We start from the raw sequence: 20,079 nt of genomic DNA on the forward strand, positions 1-20,079 counted from the left end.
ACTTGGTGGTGCGGGGGCGTCGCGCTCCGGGAGCGCCGTCCGCGCGGCTTCCGCGGGCCCGTTCACCACGCCCGGTGCCACGGCCGCCCGGACTTGCTCCGGACGACCGCGGCCTGCCGCGCTGTGCCACCTACCCCAACACCCCTCACTCGACGGTCGAACGTCAGCCTTCGAACGCGAACCGCGGGAACGCGACCTCGCCGGCGTAGCGGGCGGCGTCGCCCAGGTTCTCCTCGATGCGCAGCAGCTGGTTGTACTTGGCGACGCGCTCGCTGCGTGCGGGGGCGCCGGTCTTGATCTGACCGCTGCCCACGGCGACCGCGAGGTCGGCGATGGTGGTGTCCTCGGTCTCGCCGGACCGGTGGCTCATCATCGTCTTGTAGCCGTTGCGGTGCGCGAGGTCGACGGCGTCGAGGGTCTCGGTCAGCGTGCCGATCTGGTTGACCTTCACGAGCAGCGCGTTCGCGGCGCCCTTGACGATGCCCTCTTCCAGACGCTCGGGGTTGGTGACGAACAGGTCGTCACCGACGAGCTGGACCTTGTTGCCGATCTGATCGGTCAGCGCGACCCAGCCGTCCCAGTCGTCCTCGTCCAGCGGGTCCTCGATGGACACGATCGGGTAGGCGTCGACCAGTTCTGCGTAGAACGCCGCCATCTCGTCCGCGGTCCGGTTGCTGCCCTCGAACTTGTAGCCGGTGCCGTCGGTGTAGAACTCGGTGGCGGCGACGTCGAGTGCCAGCGCCACGTCGGTGCCCAGCACGAGACCGGTCTTGCCGACGGCGAGACTGATCAGGTCGAGGGCTTCCTTGGTGCCCGCGACGTCGGGGGCGAAGCCGCCCTCGTCACCGAGACCGGTGGCCAGGCCCTTCTCCTTCAGCACCGACTTGAGGGCGTGGTACACCTCGGCGCCCCAGCGCAGCGACTCCTTGAACGTGGCGGCACCGATCGGGGCGACCATGAACTCCTGGACGTCGACACCCGTGTCGGCGTGCGCGCCACCGTTGAGGATGTTCATCATCGGGACGGGCAGGACGTGGGCGTTGGGGCCGCCGACGTAACGGAAGAGGTCGAGCCCGGACGACTCGGCGGCCGCGCGGGCGACCGCGAGGGACGCGCCGAGGAGCGCGTTGGCGCCCAGACGCGACTTGTCCGGGGTGCCGTCGGCGTCCAGCAGGGCCTGGTCGACGGTCCGCTGCTCGGTGGCGTCGATGCCGATGATGGCCGGAGCGATCTCGCTCAGGACGGCCTCGACGGCCTTCTCGACACCCTTGCCGTTGTACCGGTCACCGCCGTCACGGAGTTCGACGGCCTCGTGCTCACCGGTCGAGGCACCCGACGGAACCGCGGCGCGAGCGAAACTTCCGTCGTCGAGCAGCACCTCGACCTCCACCGTGGGGTTACCACGGGAATCGAGGATTTCACGGGCTCCGACCTGCTCAATGATGGACACTTGCTGATTCTCCTTATATGGGCTTCGCACTGTGCACCGACCGGTCCGATCGTGCCAGGACACAGCGTAACGGCACACCGAAAGCGGCGCGGGATGGCGCGCCCCGCCGACGGCGATCCGCCCGCGCGGCGCCTAGCGAAACGACGTCGATCAGGTCACGAAGCGGTGGTGGGAGGATTACGGGCGCACCCCGACCGAGTAGGCGGACGCCCGGTCGCGCACCAGGGTGAGGTACTCCCCCGACAGGTTGTAGGCCATCAGAGCCGACTGCCAGCCTTCCCCCGAGGTGAGGTCGCCGCCCCGCTCGCACAGGTAGCGGGCGGCGGTCAACGCCGAGTCGTCGATGTTGTCGGCGTCGGCCACGCCGTCACCGTTGGCGTCGACACCCCACCTCTTCCACGTCTCGGGAATGAACTGCAGGGGACCCATGGCGCGGTCGTGCACCGGGTCGCCGTCCATCGCCCCGCCGTCGGTGTCGGGGATCTCGGCGACGCCGGGTCCGCCGTCGAGCGGGATGCCCCGGATCTCGGGCGTCACCTGCCCGGTCGGCCCGACCGTCGAACCGGCGTGCGTGCCGTGCCGGCTCTCGACGCTGGCGATTCCGGCGAGGGTGGTCCACCCGATCCCGCATTCGGGTTTCGTCTCGGCCATCACGGCCGACGCGTAGCCGTACGCCTCGAGGGCGGTGTTTCCGACGCCGATGGAGTCGGCCAGTCCGGCGGACCACTCGTGCAGTTGATCCGCGGACCGTCCCGGCGCGTTGATGTCGATCGGCGGGGTCGCCGCACCGGGACCGGGTGGGATGCCTTCCGGTACGGCGATCCTCGGTTGCTGCTCCCGCGAGCACGCACCGTAGGCGAGGGCCACGACCACTGTCGCCGCGAGCAGAGCGAACAGCGGTCCGGGCCATCGGGAACGACGTGTCGGCCGCGCGGGATATCGGTTCACGTCTCCATCATCCACACCGAACTCGCCGATCCCGGCCAGGCGAGACGGCTTCCACCCCGAATACGGGTCACGGCACGGCAACACATCGAAGGTAAAGAGTTGTAAAAGTGCTGGTGAGGGGTTCTTCGGACGCATTCACGCGGTGTATGTTTTCCACAGGGCTAAGGTTCGCCTTGCCTACCGCAAGGTTGCCTACCCAACCTTGCCGGTCACTCGCGCTCGACCCGCCTCGATCAGGAGTGTGCATGTCAGTTCTCGCCGCAGGGACCGCGCCGTCGATCGCCACGCAGCTGTTCGGCAGTGGATTGATCGGTCTGCGCGAGGGTCTCGAGGCGGGCATCGTCGTCATGATCCTCGCCGCATTCCTCGTGAAAGCCGAACGCAAGGACGCACTCAAATGGGTCTGGCTCGGCGTCGGCATCGCCGTGGCGATGGTGGCGGCGATCTTCCTCGTCATCCACTACGGAACCTCCACCGTCACCGGACTGACCGCCGAGATCATCGCCGGCGTCGCCTCCCTCGTCGCGGTCGCGATCGTCACCACGATGGTGCTGTGGATGCGGAAGGCCGCGCGGACCATCTCCCACGACCTCAAGGCCGGCATGGAGAAGGCACTGGTCGCCGGTCCGATCGCCGTGCTCACGCTCGCGTTCTTCGCCGTCGGCCGAGAAGGTGTCGAGACCGCGCTCCTCATGGTCGGGTACGCCGAGAACACCGCAGGCAGTGTGTGGCCCCTCGTCGGTCTCCTGCTCGGCATCGTCGCGGCAGCGGCCCTCACCGTGCTGCTGTACATCGGTGCCGTCCGCCTCGACTTCGCGAAATTCTTCAAATACACCGGCATCTTCCTGATCATCGTCGCCGCCGGAATCCTCGGGTACGGCATCCACGCTCTGCAGGTCGGTGGCGTCCTGCCCGGCGGCTCCGCACTCGCGTTCGACATCTCCGGCGGATACGACGCCTCCAGCTGGTACGGCACCGTCCTCGCCGGCATCTTCAACTTCCGGCCCGACCCGACCGTCCTGCAGGCCGTCGCCTGGGTCGTGTACGTCGTCGTGGTCCTGTTCCTGTTCCTCCGGCCAGTCTCCGCGCCCACACGCGCACCCGCGACCTCCGCACCCCCGACGGCCTCCGCGGCCCCCGAGCGCACTGCCTCCCCCTCACCCGACGAAACAGTTTCGTGAAAGGCAACTTCCGCCCATGAAGACCATGCGCCGATCCACCTTCGCCCTCGCCTCGGTCGCCGTGCTGCCGCTGGCCCTCACAGGCTGTACCGAGAAGTCGACGGCGAGCACCGACGACATCACCGTCACCGCGAGCGACGAGACCTGCGACGTCAGCGCCGACTCCGGGACCACCGGAAACAGCACGTTCCAGGTCACCAACAACGGCAGCAAGGTCACCGAGTTCTACGTGTACGCCGAGGGCGACCGGGCGATGGGTGAGGTCGAGAACATCGGTCCGGGGCTCACCCGCCAGCTCATCGTGTCCCTGCCGGACGCCGGCACCTACCAGCTCGCGTGCAAGCCCGGCATGGTCGGCAACGGCATCCGCCAGGACTTCACCGTCACCGGCGACTCGATGAGCGCCTCCGACGAGAGCGGACAGCTCGCCGAGGCGGCAGACGGCTACCGCCGCTACATCCGCAGTCAGGTCGTCGCCCTCCAGGACACGACGCAGCAGTTCGTCGACGCCGTGAAGGCCGGCAACATCGATCAGGCCAAGGCCCTGTTCCCCGTTTCCCGCACGTATTACGAGCGCATCGAACCCGAGGCGGAGAGCTTCGGCGAACTCGACCCCAAACTCGATCTGCGGGAGGCCGACCTCGAACCCGGGCAGGAGTGGACGGGTTTCCACCGGCTCGAGAAGGACCTGTGGGTGACCGGTCCGCAGCCCGACACCAACGCGATCGCCGACCAACTCGTCGTCGACGTCCAGTATCTCGCCGACCAGGTGAACGCCGAGGACTACACGATCGACCCCACCAAGATCGCCGGCGACGCGCAGGGGCTGCTCGACGAGATCTCGACGTCGAAGATCACCGGTGAGGAAGACATCTTCTCGCACACCGACCTGTGGGACTTCCAGGCCAACGTCGACGGCTCGCAAGCAGCGGTCGCCGCACTGCAGCCGATCATCGACGAACGCAATCCCGAACTGTCCGCGAACATCACCCAGCGTTTCGCGGACCTCGATGCCGAACTCGCCCAGTACCGCCAGGGTGACGGGTTCGCCTTCTACGACACTGTCAACGAACAACAGCGCCAGGAACTCTCGCGCAAGATCGACGCCCTCTCGGCCGAGGTCAGCCAGGTTCAGGGCGTGGTAGCAGGCGCATGATCATGACTGATCCGACCGGTACGACCGACACGACCACCACGGTGGACGAGCGCAAGGGCATGTCCCGACGACGTCTGTTCGGCGCCGTCGGGGCGGGAGCCGCCCTGGCAGGCGCCGGTGCACTGGTCGGGCGCGCCACCGCCGCCGAACCGCCGCTGTCGCACGCCGACGTCGTCGCCTTCCGGGGCGACCACCAGGCGGGCATCGTGACGCCGGCCCAGGACCGGATGCATTTCGTGGCGTTCGACGTCACCACGAAATCCCGGGAGGAACTCGAGGCTCTCCTGAAGAAATGGACCGTCATGGCCGAGCGGATGACCGCCGGCGAGGAGGCCACACCGGACGGGGCCATCGGCGACGGCCTGTACGTTCCGCCCAGCGACACCGGGGAGGCGCTCGGCCTGGCGGCGTCCCAGCTGACGCTGACCATCGGATTCGGGCCCTCACTGTTCGACGACCGATTCGGGTTCGCGTCCAAGAAACCCGCGGCGCTCGAAGAACTTCCGCACTTCCGGGCGGACAACCTGGATCCGGCGCGCAGCGGCGGCGACATCGCGATCCAGGCGTGCGCCAACGACCCGCAGGTGGCCGTGCACGCCATCCGCAACCTGGCGCGCGTCGCGTTCGGGACGGCCTCGGTCCGCTGGTCGCAGCTCGGCTTCGGCCGCACGTCGTCCACGTCCACCACCCAGGACACCCCGCGGAACCTGTTCGGGTTCAAGGACGGAACCAACAACATCAAGGCGGAGGAAACCGACGTCGTCGACCAGAACGTGTGGGTGGCCTCCGGCGACGACCAGGCGTGGATGGGCGGCGGCACGTACCTCGTGGCGCGGCGGATCCGCATGCTCATCGAGCAGTGGGACCGCACCGTGCTCGGCGAGCAGGAACGCGTGATCGGACGGTCCAAGGGCAGCGGCGCTCCCCTGAGCGGCAAGACCGAGTTCGACGAACTCGACCTCGAATCCAAGAAGGGGCACGACCCGGTCATCGACGTCGACGCCCACGTGCGGCTGGCGTCCGCGCAGGAACTGGGCGGCATCCAGATCCTGCGTCGCGGATACAATTTCACCGACGGCTCCGACGGTTTCGGCCACCTCGACGCCGGACTCTTCTTCATCGCCTACTGCCGCAACCCGCAGGAACAGTTCGTGCCGATGCAGCTGAACCTGTCGAGGAACGACGCGATGAACGAGTACATCCAGCACGTCGGTTCCGCACTCTTCGCCTGCCCGCCCGGTCTCGCCGAGGGGCAGCACTGGGGTCAGGGTCTGTTCACGTAGCCGGGACGACGCCTCGCGTCACCGGTGCCCGCCGATCAACCGAAGGTCGAGTTGGTCGGGCGGCAACGGCCGGCCGTGGTAGTGGCCCTGGGTGACGTCGCAGCCGTACCGGCGCAGGGCCCGCAGGGTGTCCTCGTCTTCGACACCTTCCGCGACCAGCGACGCACCCAGGCTGTGCGCGAGCTCCACCGTCGAACGCACGATTGCGACCGACCGGGGGTCGCTGGCGAGGCGCGCGACGAAGACCCGGTCGAGTTTGAGTTCGTCGACGGTCAGGTCCTGCAGGTACGCGAGGGAGGACCAGCCGGTGCCGTAGTCGTCGATCGACAATCCGATTCCCAGCCCTTGCAGGGCTTCGACCACCCTCCTGGCACGCCTGTAATCGGTCATCAGGACGCTTTCGGTGATCTCGAGGATCAGTGTGTCGGCGGGCAACCGAAGGTCGTCCAGGAGCCGGTTGATCTCGGCGACCAGGTCGACGTCGAGCAGATTGGTGACCGACAGGTTCACTGCGACGGTCAGCGATATACCGCGATCGAGCCAGCTCCGAGCCTGACCCAGCGCAAGCTCCAGCACTCTCGTCGTCAGTGGCCGCATCAGTCCGGACTGTTCGGCCTGAGGCAGGAACTCGTCCGGCAGGAGGAGGCCGCGGAGGGGATGCTCCCACCGGACGAGTGCCTCGACGCCGTGCACCTGGCCGTCGCAGGCACTGACCTTGGGCTGGTAGTAGCACGTGAGCTCGCCACCGGCGATTGCGGTGCGCAGCTCGTCGACGGTCTGCCGCTCCTCGATGCTGCGTTGGTACTCGCCGGCGTCGTACACGGCGATCGTGCGGCGGGAGCACTTGGCGCGATACACCGCCACCCCCGCACACTGCAGCAAGTCCTGGGGGTTGGTGCAGTGTCGTGGACAGAGGGCGATCCCGATGCACGCCTCGATACGCACCGTGACCTCGTCGAGGTCGAACGGCTCGCGAAATGCCTCGAGGACACGGCCCGCCAGGGCCCGGGCGCCTGTGAGATCGGTCCCCGCCGGCAGCAGGACCGCGAACGCGTCCCCGTCGAGGCGTGCCGGCAGATCACCCGGTCGCACCGACCGCGACAGCCGGTCCGCCACCTGCCGCAGCAATTGATCGCCCACGTGCCGTCCGAACGAGTCGTTGATCTCCTTGAAGCGGACCACATCCATCAGCAGCAGACCAGGACCGGGCCCCGGACGGTTGTGGTGCCCCGTCGGCTGCGCCGCCTGGTCGTCGTACGCGGCCGTCAGCGCGGCCACGATCGCCCGCCGATTGGCCAGGTTCGTGAGGTCGTCGGTGCTCGCCTCGCGATGACTGCCGGCGAGGACGACCACGTGCCGGAACGTCACCGCGAATCGGGCCGCGACCGCGACCAGGCTGAGCGCTGCCAGCACCACCGAGAGCCGCGGCAGTCGCGCATCGTGGTCGAGGATCAGCAGCCCCACTGCAGCGGCGGTGCACACCAGCGGGGGAACCCAGATGGCCGGTCCCGGTAGCCGACCCGTCTTCTCGCGGCCCGGGGCTCGCCAGCTCGCCACGGCAACGAGGAGTACGGCGAGGTGTGGGAGCGCATCGAGCCATACCTCCACATCGTGTCCGGCAGCACTTCGGAACAGGTACGCGGTGTCGGCCACCGCGAACAGCACGAACCCCGCGACCAGCAGCGCCCACCGCTGCTCGGCCTGCCACCCCAGCACCGCGAGCGCCCCGACTGCGAGTGTCAGCAGCAGCACGTCCCCCACCGGGTAGGCCAACCCGACGATCACCGTGGCGGGCGATTGGCCCGCCACCGTGTCGATCGGGCCGAATGCGAGGGCAACCTCCAGCGCCGCCAGCGTCAACCCCGCGGTGACGGCGTCCAACCAGATCTCGGTCGGTAGCCGCCCCACCCGTGCGCGCAGCAGCACCACCAGCCCGGCATACACGAGTGGGTAGAACGCCAACGTCAGCAGAGCGGCCGCCGAGGGCGACGGGCCCTCGGGCACCCACGACGTCGCCAGGACGTCGCCCACAGCCCAGCTCGTCATGCCCAGCGCGATCAGCGCCCACGCTCGGTTCTCGGTCGGTACCCACCATGCACGAACAGCGACGACAAGCGCGGCACTCAGGGCCAGTCCGTCGTAGAACACCTCGTGCAGCACTCTCCACCCGGTTTGATCCTGCGACCCGAGCGAGATCCCCAACAGAACCCCACCGATCAGCAGCATCCCGAGCCGGACCGTGACGCCGCACCGCGACGGGTCGGACGGCGACACCCAGTTCGCCCGAATCGGTTGTGGCAGGCGATGTCCGATCGTCGCCGCCGGCACGCTGTCGCTTCCCGGCACGGCCGGGGGACGCGCATGCCGCGGTGTGTGTGCGGCTTCGACGGGGCTGACGACGGGACGGTGTGCCGGGCGGTCGACGTCGGTGAGCTCCTCGATCTCGCCGGGGTCGACCGGGTCCGGCACGTAACTGCGCAGGCACCCACCACCGCAGCGTTTGGCCGCATACATGGCGAGGTCGGCCTGTTTGAGCAGGCTTTCGGTCGTCACGTCGGGGACGTCGGACGTGGCGATGGTGAGCCCGATGCTGGGGCGGATGGACAGTGCGACACCGTCGATGACGAACGGCGGGGTGAATGCCTCCAGTACACGATCCGCGGCAGACAGTGCGTCCTCGACGCTCCCTTCGACCAGCGCAGCGAACTCGTCACCTCCGAGCCTGGCCACCGTGTCGGTGCTCCGCATGCATCCGGTGAGCCGTTCGGCGACGCGAATCAACAACTCGTCCCCTGCGGGATGACCGAGGCTGTCGTTCACTGTCTTGAAATCGTCGAGGTCCACGCACAGCACCACGATCGGTGTCCGTTCCCGCCGCCGGCGCTGCACGGCCTGGTCGAGCCGGTCGAGAAACAACGCACGGTTCGCCAGCCCGGTCAGGGGGTCGCGAAATGCCTGCCGGGCCACGGTGAGCAACAGCCGACGATTCTCGGCCAACACGATGAACTGCCGGGTCAGCAAGGCGAATACCAGGACCACGATCGCCGCGGGAATCGGCCCGGAGCCCAGGCTGGGCAACTCCCGCTGGAGGCCGACACCGACAGCCAGCAGCAACGGAATGTACGGCAACCACAACCGCGCCCGGGACGAAATCTGCACCGGAACCGGTTCGGGTGACGGTGCTCGGGTACTCGACAGCGCCGCCAGGCCGATCGCGACGAAGGCGGCCACCCAGCCCAGGTCGGTCACACCGCCGTTGTGATAGGTGCCCATTGCGGTCAGGTAGGAGACTGCGCTGGCAGACAACGCCATCAGGATGATCCCGATGCACAGCAGTCCCAGGGTCAGGCGTTGCCCAGCCCGCGCTCGGGTCAGCACCACGATCGCCATCGTCGCAATCACCAGGTCCGCGACCGGATAAGCGAGGGACAACACGAGGGCGACGGGTGTGTCGCTCCCGGCGCGGTACACGCTGCCGAGCACGCTCGCCCACGACACCACGAACAGTGAACCGGCCACGATGATTCCGTCCAGGATCAGCCGGGTCCGGGACTGCCCACTGTCACCGACCGGAAACAGCAACAGTGCCGCGCACGCGCCGACCGGGAACAGCAGGTACGCCGCAGCCGCCGAGGAGGGGAACGGTATCTGATCGCTTCCCTGCCACACCACGTAGTAGCACCAGATGGCTTGGCCGACCGACCAGGCCGCCAGCCCGCCCGCCAACGCCAGCCAGCTGTTGCGCCCCACGCCACGCCCCACCCAGGCAGCCCTGACGGCACACCCGGTGGCGACCACCGCGAACACCAGCAAGCTCCCGTCGGCGACCACGATCGTCGCGAACGCTCCATCCCAGCCCCGCCACAGAGCCAGCGCCAACAGCAGCGCCGGGACGGCGAATACGAGGGCGACCGCCCCCAGACCGCCTCGCCACACGGCCTCGGCAGTCGACGAGGTCCCCGCTCGCTCGGCTGTCCGACGTCCCATCGCCACCACCCGAACTGCCGTCTGCCGCACCTGCGCACGCATTCGTTCATTGCGTAATCGGATACAAAGTTTCTAGATGCCCATTTTTACACGATGCACGTACTGCAATACAGCAGTTATACATACTTGAAGTATGTTATACCGTCGCACGGCAGGAAGGCGACACCGAGGCCGGAGCGACGAGACGCTCGGCGAGGGCGGCCGTCTCCGGGCGAATTCCGCGCGGTCAGCGGCCGACGAGCTTCCGGATCAACCGGGGCAACGGCCGCCGAAACTTCGGACAGTCGCAGATCGCACAGGACGTGCCCTTACGGTAGTGCTCGTGAGCGGCGAATGGGTGGCCGCAACGGCACTCGGAGTTCGACACGGCCATGAAGTCGATTCTATTCACACCGAAAATTCGCCGGTCTCGGACGTCACTGGGAGAACCTCACCCAGTCCACCAGCATGGTGGCGGGGAAGCGCGTCGACGACGTGACCGGGCCGGGCCAGCTCCCGCCGACGGCCACATCGAGCAGGAGATACGCGGGGGCGTCGAACACCCAGCGTTCCTCGGGACGGAGGTCCGCTGTGGTGACGGTGCCGACGATGTTCCCGTCGATGCCCACCGAGATGCGGCCGGGCGCCTTGATCAGGGCGTAGTCGTGGAAACCCGCGCTGAGGTTCGCGCCGATCGAGCCGTCCGTCGAACGCTCCCAGTGTCCGCCGCCGACGGTCGGGCCGTGCACTCCCGCGTGGTATCGCGAACCGTCCCCGATCACCTCGAGGATGTCGATCTCGCCGCAGGCCGGCCACCCGACGCTGTTGATGTTGCTCCCGAGCGTCCAGAACGCCGGATGGATTCCCGGGCCGGACGGCACCTGTATCCGTGCCTCGATCACCCCGTACGTGAACTCGAACTTTCCGCGGGTCACCAGCCGAGCCGACGTGAAACCGCCACCATTTCTGCGCGCCTCGACGACGAGACGACCGTTGCCGTCGAGTCGCGAATTCTGGCGGGAGTCGGTGTACACCTGTTTCTCGTTGTTGCCCCACCCGCCGCCTCCGAGGTCGTACCCCCAGAACTGCGGATTGGGTGCAGCATTTGCGGGTCCGTCGAATTCGTCGCTGCCGATCACGGTGTATCCGGGGTAGGCGGTCCGGACGCCTCCACCGCCGGGCGCGGCGGCGGCAACAGCCGGGGTGAGGGACAGCGCGCACAGCGCCACCGAGCACGTCAACGCCATGTCGAACAGGGCCGACCGCATCCGCTGCATGTGCCGATGCTAAGCGCCCGCCCCGACTGGTCGTGACCGAATACGCGACGTGACCGTTACCGGCGCGGTCCCGTGTACCGGAAAATCGTGCTGTTGTCGTCCTGCGCGGACACCGACCAGTCGGGGCTGGATCGCAATTGGTCTTCGAAGTTGTCGACGGATCCGTCCGGTAGATAACCGTAGTAGCGGATGGCGGCCGTGCCCTGCGTGTTGAACACGAGATACGTGTCGCCGTCGCGTTCCGCCGCGTCCGCGGTGAGCATCTCGATCTGGCCGCCGTGCGGGAAACCCTCCAGCAAGGTCGGAGGCAAGGCCAGCAGGGGTTGATCGAAATCTTTGTCGACGACGGCGAACTTGATGTAATCGGCGCTGACCCGAGTGGGCAGACCCGCGGGATAGAGCGACATGATCGTCGCCGGTGGCTGTTCGTTCGCGAGGATGTCCTCCGCGAACGTCACCTGGGACTGATATCCGACGACGAGCGACCACAGCCCGTAATAGCCTTGCAGGCCCGCGAATGTCACGTACGCCAATCCGCTCGCGAGCCCGACGGGGACTACTCGGCGGAGCAATCCGGACCGGTACCTGATCGTGAGCGCGTCCACGAGAATCGGTGCGATGAGGATCGCGCAGCCGGGCACGGCGTAGAGGTAGACCCGGAAGATCGCCTCACCTCCGTAGCTCTGACCCGCCAGCAGCGCGAACGAGCTGAACGCCATGACGGTCGCGATCCAGGCGGGTCGCTTGCTCCGCCAGAGGAGGATGGCGCAGACCACGGCGAGCAGGATGATGCCCGCGGACAGGGAACGGCACACGGCGGAGGTGAAGATCTTCCCGAACGTGCCGACGGCGGTCACGTTGCTGGCGGCGTTGTCGACCGGGTTGAAACCGGACAGCAGCCCGTACGGTGCCACGATGTCGAGCCGCGGTACGAGATAGGCGACGAGGATCGCGAAGTAGGGCACGGGAAGCCACCGCGGACGGATCTTCCGCGTCACCGCCAGCGCCGCCGTGACGCCGAACAGCCAGTAGGGGGTCAGCTGGTGGGTGGGCACCAGGGCGGCGAAGACGAGGATCGACAGGTACGCCGCGGATCGGTGCTCCGTCGACACGACCAGGAGCGCCACCACACCCAGCGCCATGACGAGTGCAATGGCCTGCGGCGAGAAGTAGTCCTGCCCCACCCAGTTGGCGAGTTCCGCCACCATCGCGGCTGTCAGTGCCACCCGCATGTCGAATCCGAGGAGCCGGGCGATCGCGGCGATCACGATCGCCAGCAACACGTGGATCACCGGCGCGAACCAGTGGGCGACGGACATCATGTCCGCCGACGTGATGTCGCCGAACCACGCGAATGCGGTGAAGAAGCCCGGCCACTCACCGTAGATGTCGACACCCTTGGGTGGCAGTGTCTGGAACTGCTGGATGTAGTCGACCACGCCGAGGTGCTTGTACGTCCACCCGTAGATGGGCACGTCGGTGACGAGTGTCGGGGTGAGCCGCTCCACCACGATCACACCGAGCACGGCGGCGGCAGCGGTCCCGACAGCCCTCTCGCGGAGAGCCCAGACGAACGCGCCGACCATCATCAGCGCGCACACCACCAGCCCTGGCCCGCTCCCGACGAACAGCAGACCGAACTGTGAGTACTCGGTGGTGCCGAGCCCGAAGAGCACGGCCACCCACAGTGCGAGGCCCACTGCGACGAGAATCAGGGGTCGATGACGGCGGGCATCGTGCGCCCATTGCGACAGCCGAAACCGCGCCTGCCGCAGGGTGACCACGCGAACCGGGCCGGCGCCGGTGTCGTGCCACCGATGCCGCAGCGCGGACGCGACGACGGCCAGGACCATCACCAGCAGCAGACCGGTGGCGGGCCAGCGGTAGAACCAGGCCAGGACGGTCGTCGCGGCGGTCACCACCGACAGCCCGAGGACGGGGACGGCCGCGACCGACGCGGCGACCGGTATCCGCAACCACGTCACGATCGCGAGACCCGGGCCGCTCAGCACGAACATCGTCAGCAGAACGGCGCTGACCGGCGACGGAAGGGGTGCGAGCGATGCCAGTCCCGCCACCGCCGACGCCAGGGCGGCGACGTCGTAGTACCCGGACAGCTCCGGAGTTCGCGCGTCGAGGCGCTGCGCACTGAGGAGATCACTCATCGGTCACCTTCACCCAGTCGACGAGCATCGTGGCCGGAAACGTCGTGTCGGCTCCGACGTCGCCGGGCCACCGTCCGCCGACAGCGACGTTCAGCAACAGGGAGAACGGCTTGTCGAACACCCACTCCTGCCCCGGATCCAGGTCCGCACGCGAGAAGTCGCCCGTCACGGCGTCGTCGATGCCGAACGTGACCCGGTCCGGCGACCGCTCCACCCAGTAGTCGTGAAAATCGTCCGACACGTTCTCGCTGCCTTCGGCATTCAGATTCCAGGGTGTGCCGTCCGCGGACGGGCCGTGCAGCGCGCTGTGGTGGAACGACGCGTCGTTGATCGTCTCGATCACGTCGATCTCCCCCGACTGCGGCCAGCCCACGCGGTCGACGTCCGTGCCCAGCAACCAGAACGCCGGGTGCAGGCCCTGCCCCGTCGGCAACTTGATGCGGGCCTCGGCACGTCCGTACTGGAAGGCGAAGCGGTCGAGGGTGACCAGCCGTGCCGACGTGTAGCCGGATCCGTCGCGGCGGGCTTCGATCACGAGGTTGCCCTCGCCGTCGATCCGGGAGTTGGCGGGATCGTCCGTGTAGACCTGTGCCTCGTCGTTGCCCCAGCCTCCTCCCCCGACTGCGCGCCCCCAGTACCGGGGGTCGGGCGAGGTTCCGGCGGCCCCGACGAAATCGTCGAACATGAGCACCGACTCGCCCGTCCCGGATGCCTGCGCGACATCGTTCGACGCGTACCACCCGGTGGCGCCGACGCAGGCGAACGCGAGGAACACCGCAGCCGACGACACGGCGCGTGCTCTGCGTGGACGCTTCAGCTGTCTATGCACCGGCTTTGTCTCCGACCCGGACGGCAGCCGAACGTCGAACGGACTGCAGCTGTGTCACGAGGTGGACGCACACGACGAAGCCGAGGATCGCCGAGTACGCCGCGACCCGTTCGATGCCGCCGACACCGAGACCGAGGTCCCAGGAGTAGGTGAAACAGAAGTATCCGACCAGTCCGAGCACCCCCAACGCGACGGCGACGTACGTGGCCGGGCCCGACATCTGCGGCCACACGGTGAGCGCCGTCGTCAGCGTGAAGAGACTGCCGAAGATGAGGAACAGCGTCGCGCCGAGGGAATGCACCTCCCAGTGCGTGTTCGACGGCGCCAGACCGACGACCACTCCGCCGATTCCGGCCACCACGAGGAACACCACCGGAACGAGCGGGAGCACCCGCTCGATGCGGTACCAGAGAACGGCGGCGACCACATACGCGACACCGGCCACGACGAACGCCGCGTCCATCAGCAGCGACGTCCTGCTGCACGGCGCGGTGCCGTCGGTGCCGCAGAACGGGACACCGAGATCGCTGATGAAGTTGGCCGAGTAGCTGTAGTGACCGCGCCAGGTTCCGGCGACGAGGAATTCGACGACGAAGAATTGCAGCACGGCGACAGTGAGGTACAGCGGGGTTCGCTTCGATGTCTCCAGGACGTGTGAGGGCATGGCTAGACAATCCTTCGAGACAGGAGAGACAGTGGGTCGCACAGGGCGTCGGCGAGTGCGTCGCGGACGAGTTCGGGGTCGAACACGTTGTCGTGCAGCGATGCCGACACGTCGAGTTCGGGACCGCGGCGTACCGAGGTGAAGACGATCGACGCCGGATCGGCAGGCTCGCTCAGCGCCGTGACGATCCGCCGGCCGGGTTCGTCGTGCCAGTCGAGATCGGCCAGCAGTGCGGCCTCCCCCATGTCGGAGTACACGAGCCTCACCCGGGGCGTCGCCGCGACGTGCGCGGTCTCGGTGTGCGCCGTACCGGCACGCATGCGCCTGCGGAACTTGGCGATGCTGAGTGCGAGCGAGGCGAGCGGCCTGCCCGACGCGGTGGCCTGCGCGATCGCCGCACTCATCTCGCCCGCATCTCCGGGGTCGGACAGCGCGAACCGCACTCCGGCCGCGAAATTTCCGTTCACCGTCGCACTGCCCGGGAGGTAGCGGCGGCAGTCGAAGAGGACGTCGACCTTGTCGTCGACCGTCAGACCGCGACTGCGCATCGCCCGCGCGACGGCCGCGAACAGCAACGACGACACCGACGCCCCGGGCAGTTCCCGATCACGCCAGCGACGGAGTTCCGCGGTGGTTCCGGACACGGCGGACTCGACCACCGCAGTGGGCGACCTGCACCAGGGCACGGTCTGGACGGGACCGGCCTCGTGTGTGGTGGAGGGCCGGGGTTCGAGGAGCTGAGCGACGCGGGCGGGGGACGTCGCGAAGGTCCGGGTCAGGGCGCGTGCGAGCGGCAGTGCGCTGTCACGTGTCCGGGCCCATTCGGGGACCGGCGTCCCGCTGCGTCCGCCGGCGACAGCACGGACGAGGGCCAGTGCGAGCCGGCCGTCACCGAGTCCGTGCGAGATGTCGAGCAGGAGAAAGTCACCCGCGACCGCGACGTTCAGCGGGGACGCGGATGCGTCCGCGCGTGCCAGCCGGGTCAGCAGCCGAGGCACCTCCTCTCGGGTGCACGGCCCGAATTGCCGGACGTTCCCGAGGAAGTCCTGCGGTCGGTGCTCCCACCGTCGTGACTCGGTGGCCGGGACGAGCCCGATCGGGGTGCGGCGTCCCCCGGCGTGCGCGAGCACGGTCAGCGTGTCCCGGATCTCGCCGATGCTCGGCAGGCGGACCGGACCGATCGCGGTGATCATGCGACTGCCGCTCCGCATCAGGTCGCGGGAGCTCGCTCTATGCATCGACATCGGATACCTGCCACATCGGTTTCTGGTTCACGCTCTTCTTCGCCAGCCATCGCTCCCACCTGGCGCGGTTCTGGAGTCGGCGGAGCCAGGAGATGAGCGGTCCGGCGAGGATCACGGCGGTGAGTGTCTCGGCGGCGAGATACGCCCAGCCCACCCCCGCGACGCCGACGGACGCGCTGAAGATCAGGCTGCCGACGATGATCACCACCGTGGCCAGGCACTGGGTGACGACGGCGAGGGTCAGCCGGCGGTACACCCGCGCGAGACCGTCGTAGACGGCGCCGATGACGGCGAGGGGCACGAACACCGCGGCGAGATGGAGCAGAGGTGTTCCCTCCGCACGGTATTCCGCACCGATGAATCCGAGCGCGGGCGGGGCGACGAAGGCCAGACCGAGCCCGCCCACCACCGCGATCACGGCGATGGTGCGGACGAACCGGCGGGACAGGCTGACGATCTTGTCCGGATGCGCGGCGGCCTCGGCCACGAACGGACCCACCATGAGGTTCACCATGATGTAGAGGGCGCTGACGATCGACCACGTCACTGCGAAGTACGCGTTCGCCGCGGTACCGACCCGGGTGACGACGATCAGCGGGACGACGAGCGGGGCAATGGCCCCCAGCGCCGAAATGCCGTACGAGGAACCGAAGTACACCCCGAGTTCCTTGTTCGAGGGCAGCGCCGGTTCCTGCCGGTATCGGGGGTCGGACCGGATGCGCAACCCCATCGCCGTCAGCAGGACCACCACGGCGATCGCCGCGGTGACTCCCCAGGACGCGACGATGGCGAGCGCCGAACCCGACGCCGCGAGCACGACGACCGCCAGCAGTTTGGCCAGCGCGTGGAAGACGTTCTTCGACGCCGCCCAGCGGGCGACGCCCAGGCCGGAGACGGTCTGGTCCTGGAGCGCGAAGAGCGCGAGGACGACGACGAACACCGGATAGATCGCGATTTCCAGATTGTTCTCGAACAGCGTGTCCCGCGGGCCGAGGACGATGAGCCCCACAGCCGACACGAAGGCGAGTGTGGCCACGGCGGCAAAACCCTTGACCAGGAGCGGTCCCGCGCGGCGACCGGCCACCGGCAGGAAGCGCTCGAACATCGAGCCGAGACTGAGATTCGACAGCGTCGACAGCATGATCGCCGTCGAGATGAGCGCGGACGCCACCCCCACCTGGTCGGCGGGGAACAACCGCGCCGCCGCGCCCCAGAACGCGAGGCCGAGGACACCGGTCACCACACTCGACAGCATCAGTGCTATCGAGTTGAGCTGCAGATTCCGCCCTGCCGAGCGCGTGGGCTGCTCGGCGCGATGTCTGGCGTGCAATTGCGACTGCGTCGCTGTCGGGGCTCCCATGGCTATCCCGCCAACTCCGGCCGGGAACCGTCACGGGCGTCGTCGACACGGTCCGCGGTCAATTCGCCGAGAGCGGTGGCGAGGAGGTCCCGCAGGACCCTGTCCCGCAGGGCGGTGCTGTACAGCGAGTGATCGCCGGTCGGGTACGTGACCAGTCGTCCGTTCCAGCCGGCGCGCCGCAATCGGCGAAGGCTGCGCTCGCCGTGGTTCTCGACGAACGCGGCGTAGTCGATCGGTGAGAGGAGGACGGTGGTGTGCACGCCGCGTTCGTTGAGCGGAGCGAGCATGACTTCGGGCACTTGCAGCAGCCCGGCCCGGCCGAGCCACAACCAGCCGCGGTACGGCATCCACAGCCGCAGGTACTTCTTCGCCGTCGCCGCGTGCCGATGGAGCAGCGCGAGCGCTGCACCCGCCAGGGGCGTCCGGTCGGTGTCCATCGTCGACTGCTTCACGAACGCCTTACGGGTGATGGTCCAGTCCGCCATGTTGACCAGGACCACTGCCCGGACGGGACGCCGGAGGGCGGCGTAGCTCGAATTCCAGGCACCCGAGCACATCCCGGCGAGCACAACCGAGCCGGGCTGTGCCCCGCTGACGGAGATGATGTCGACGGCGTCGTCCCGGGATTCGTCCGTGTAGATGGTGGTGCATTCGCCGTGCTGCACCAGGCCGGTGTCGCCGGTGCCGCGACGATCGAAGCGAACGCTGACGATCCCGTGCGCCGCCAGCTCGCGCGCGGTCTCGGCCCACAGCCGGACCGGACCCACACGGTGCTCGTTGGCCGTGCCGTGGAAGATCACCGTCGGCTCCGCAGCGTCGGGCCTCGCTCCCCGCCCGGAGTCGACGGATGTGCGGATCGTGAAGAGCTCGGACGCGCCGGCGAACTCCAGCGTCTCGACGACCTGCCTGCCGTCGACGGTCCGATCCACCACGGCGGTGGCGCGCAGTTCGAGTGTGGTTCCGGTGCGGTGGTCGCCGAAGGATGCGGACATCCATTCGGCGATCCGATCGATGTCGCCGAACGGGAGCCGGACCGTGAAGTCCGCCGGTTCGAGGAACGATTCGTAGTCGCGGACGGTGAACGTCTCGGCGTTCCAGGCGGCGACGGTCTCGCGTGTCCCGACGGAATCGACGTCGCTCTCGCGCAACGCCATCAGGATCTTCGCGCCGGGCGGCGGGGTCGCCGCGCGCAGGCTCATCGCGGACAGCGCCGACGCCGCGGCCGGCGCCAGCACCGCGCCGATGAGGGTGACGCGCGGATCGCCTTCGTCGTCCGGGCCGACCACCATCTGGTGGAGCGCGGTCTGCTTGCGCAGGTAGCCGCGACCACGGATCACCGGATCCCACAGGGTCACGGCCCGCACCGGACCGCACGCCGCCGCGACCTGTGCGGCGAGGAGGGCGCCGACCCGAAGGCCGACCAGTCCGACATCCGTGATGCCGCAGCTGCGGACGTACTCGACTGCCCGCCGGGTGCTGTCGAGCCATCCGGCGACCGCGTCGGAATCGTCCTGGGAGCCCGGAGAATCACCTGTGCCGCGGTAGTCGAACCGCAGCACCAACAGACCTTGCGCGCGTAATTGCTGCGCGAGATACACCATTGCGCGATACGAGTCGACCTGTTCCTTGCCGATCGGCGGGCAGAGAACAACGGCACCGCGGCACCGGCCGTCGGCGGGAAGGTCGACGACGCCGAACAGCGGTGCGTCGTCCGTTCCGAACCAGGTGGCGAAGCGGGTGCCGTCGGCGCGACCCGCGCCGGACTCGGTGCCTGCGAGATCAGGACGGGCCGTCATGGGTCACCCCTTTCATCGGCGCCGGATCCCGGCCCTCCATGCGGGCCTTCAGGTAGGCGAACGGTCCGCGTGCGATGGAGCGCAGCTCGGTGGCTCCGATCCCCGCCGGCAGGTGGCCTGCGAGGCCGTCCGGCGGGGTGGCGACGTGGGACATCTTCCGCGACAGGTGGAGAAACGTCGGCGCCTGCCGCACCGCGATGCGCACGGCGAGCCATGCGGTGCGCGGGTTTGCCGCGATCTTGGCCAGCCAGGCACCGAGTCCGAGTCCGTAGCCGCGCGCCTGAACGGCGAGCGCCTCGTTGTCCGCGCGGTGCCGGTGCCACACGACGGCCCCCGGCCGGTACGCCAGCTGCCGCCCTGAGTGCAGTACGCGGAAGAACATGTCGAGGTCCTCACCGCCGTCGGTAGGGGCTCCCGCTCCGAGTGCCTCGTCGAAACCGCCGAGCGCGAACACGGCCTGCCGATCGACGGCGAAGTTCGCACCGGTGCCGTAGATCCCGACCTGGAAGGGGAAGAGCGGCACATCGGCGGGTGGGTGCGCGAGGTCGAACAACCGGGGGGCGCAGGAACTCGCCCACCCCACCCGCTGATCGAAGTACGCCTGCGCGGGTGTGCGGATCTCACCGCTCGGGACGATCCCGCACACGCATGCCACCGCGTTCCCTGCACCGAACCCGGCCACCAGTTCGGTGAGCCAGTGCGGGTCGACGACGACGTCGTCGTCGGGGAACGCGACGATCTCGGTGGGGGCCGCGCGGAC

At 68.4% G+C, this 20,079-nt stretch carries 14 protein-coding genes; 3 read left to right on the forward strand and 11 right to left on the reverse strand.

Annotation, left to right across the window (positions count from 1 at the left end):
- Positions 1-163 precede the first annotated feature (163 nt).
- Both eno and ACFTZB_RS26030 read right to left on the reverse strand, forming a co-directional pair.
- The gene (eno, locus tag ACFTZB_RS26025; RefSeq protein WP_015889582.1) at positions 164-1,450 is read right to left on the reverse strand and encodes a phosphopyruvate hydratase; all 1,287 of its coding nucleotides are present in this window, start codon (positions 1,448-1,450) and stop codon (positions 164-166) included.
- A 177-nt stretch (positions 1,451-1,627) separates the two neighbouring features.
- Positions 1,628-2,398, reverse strand: a complete 771-nt coding sequence (locus ACFTZB_RS26030; protein ID WP_378435483.1) for a lytic transglycosylase domain-containing protein — start codon at positions 2,396-2,398, stop codon at positions 1,628-1,630.
- A 245-nt stretch (positions 2,399-2,643) separates the two neighbouring features.
- On the opposite strand from ACFTZB_RS26030, the gene efeU reads away from it, so the two are divergent.
- From efeU to efeB, 3 genes are read left to right on the forward strand one after another with little or no spacing between them, the layout of a single operon-like run.
- Complete coding sequence (gene efeU / locus ACFTZB_RS26035) at positions 2,644-3,579, forward strand: iron uptake transporter permease EfeU (protein ID WP_378435485.1); 936 nt, start codon at positions 2,644-2,646, stop codon at positions 3,577-3,579.
- Between the two features lie 16 nt (positions 3,580-3,595).
- Positions 3,596-4,735, forward strand: coding sequence for an iron uptake system protein EfeO (efeO, locus tag ACFTZB_RS26040; RefSeq protein ID WP_378435487.1), 1,140 nt, complete (start codon positions 3,596-3,598; stop codon positions 4,733-4,735).
- A gap of 2 nt (positions 4,736-4,737) precedes the next feature.
- On the forward strand, positions 4,738-6,018 hold the full coding sequence (gene efeB / locus ACFTZB_RS26045) for an iron uptake transporter deferrochelatase/peroxidase subunit (protein ID WP_378435489.1): 1,281 nt from the start codon (positions 4,738-4,740) through the stop codon (positions 6,016-6,018).
- A gap of 18 nt (positions 6,019-6,036) precedes the next feature.
- On the opposite strand, the gene ACFTZB_RS26050 is transcribed toward efeB, so the two are convergent.
- The 9 genes from ACFTZB_RS26050 to ACFTZB_RS26090 all read right to left on the reverse strand — a co-directional run.
- On the reverse strand, positions 6,037-10,005 hold the full coding sequence (locus tag ACFTZB_RS26050; protein ID WP_378435507.1) for a diguanylate cyclase domain-containing protein: 3,969 nt from the start codon (positions 10,003-10,005) through the stop codon (positions 6,037-6,039).
- A 416-nt stretch (positions 10,006-10,421) separates the two neighbouring features.
- Complete coding sequence (locus tag ACFTZB_RS26055; RefSeq protein ID WP_378435491.1) at positions 10,422-11,261, reverse strand: glycoside hydrolase family 16 protein; 840 nt, start codon at positions 11,259-11,261, stop codon at positions 10,422-10,424.
- A gap of 56 nt (positions 11,262-11,317) precedes the next feature.
- Complete coding sequence (locus ACFTZB_RS26060) at positions 11,318-13,426, reverse strand: hypothetical protein (protein ID WP_378435493.1); 2,109 nt, start codon at positions 13,424-13,426, stop codon at positions 11,318-11,320.
- Positions 13,419-14,216, reverse strand: coding sequence for a glycoside hydrolase family 16 protein (locus ACFTZB_RS26065; RefSeq protein WP_378435495.1), 798 nt, complete (start codon positions 14,214-14,216; stop codon positions 13,419-13,421). Before ACFTZB_RS26065 ends, ACFTZB_RS26060 begins: the two co-directional genes overlap by 8 nt.
- A gap of 31 nt (positions 14,217-14,247) precedes the next feature.
- Complete coding sequence (locus ACFTZB_RS26070; RefSeq protein WP_378435497.1) at positions 14,248-14,919, reverse strand: DUF998 domain-containing protein; 672 nt, start codon at positions 14,917-14,919, stop codon at positions 14,248-14,250.
- A gap of 2 nt (positions 14,920-14,921) precedes the next feature.
- Entirely contained in the window at positions 14,922-16,112 is a 1,191-nt protein-coding gene (locus tag ACFTZB_RS26075; protein WP_378435499.1) for a hypothetical protein, read from the reverse strand.
- Between the two features lie 37 nt (positions 16,113-16,149).
- Complete coding sequence (locus ACFTZB_RS26080) at positions 16,150-17,523, reverse strand: lipopolysaccharide biosynthesis protein (protein ID WP_378435501.1); 1,374 nt, start codon at positions 17,521-17,523, stop codon at positions 16,150-16,152.
- A 2-nt stretch (positions 17,524-17,525) separates the two neighbouring features.
- A complete protein-coding gene (locus tag ACFTZB_RS26085; RefSeq protein ID WP_378435503.1) occupies positions 17,526-19,319 on the reverse strand; it encodes a serine aminopeptidase domain-containing protein in 1,794 nt (597 codons plus the stop codon).
- Positions 19,303-20,079, reverse strand: a 777-nt coding sequence (locus tag ACFTZB_RS26090; RefSeq protein WP_378435505.1) for a glycosyltransferase, incomplete at its 5' end; no start/stop codon positions are given. The genes ACFTZB_RS26090 and ACFTZB_RS26085, both read right to left, overlap by 17 nt.

Source organism: Rhodococcus sp. NPDC057014 (genome assembly GCF_042673295.1).
GTDB lineage: Bacteria > Actinomycetota > Actinomycetes > Mycobacteriales > Mycobacteriaceae > Rhodococcus_F.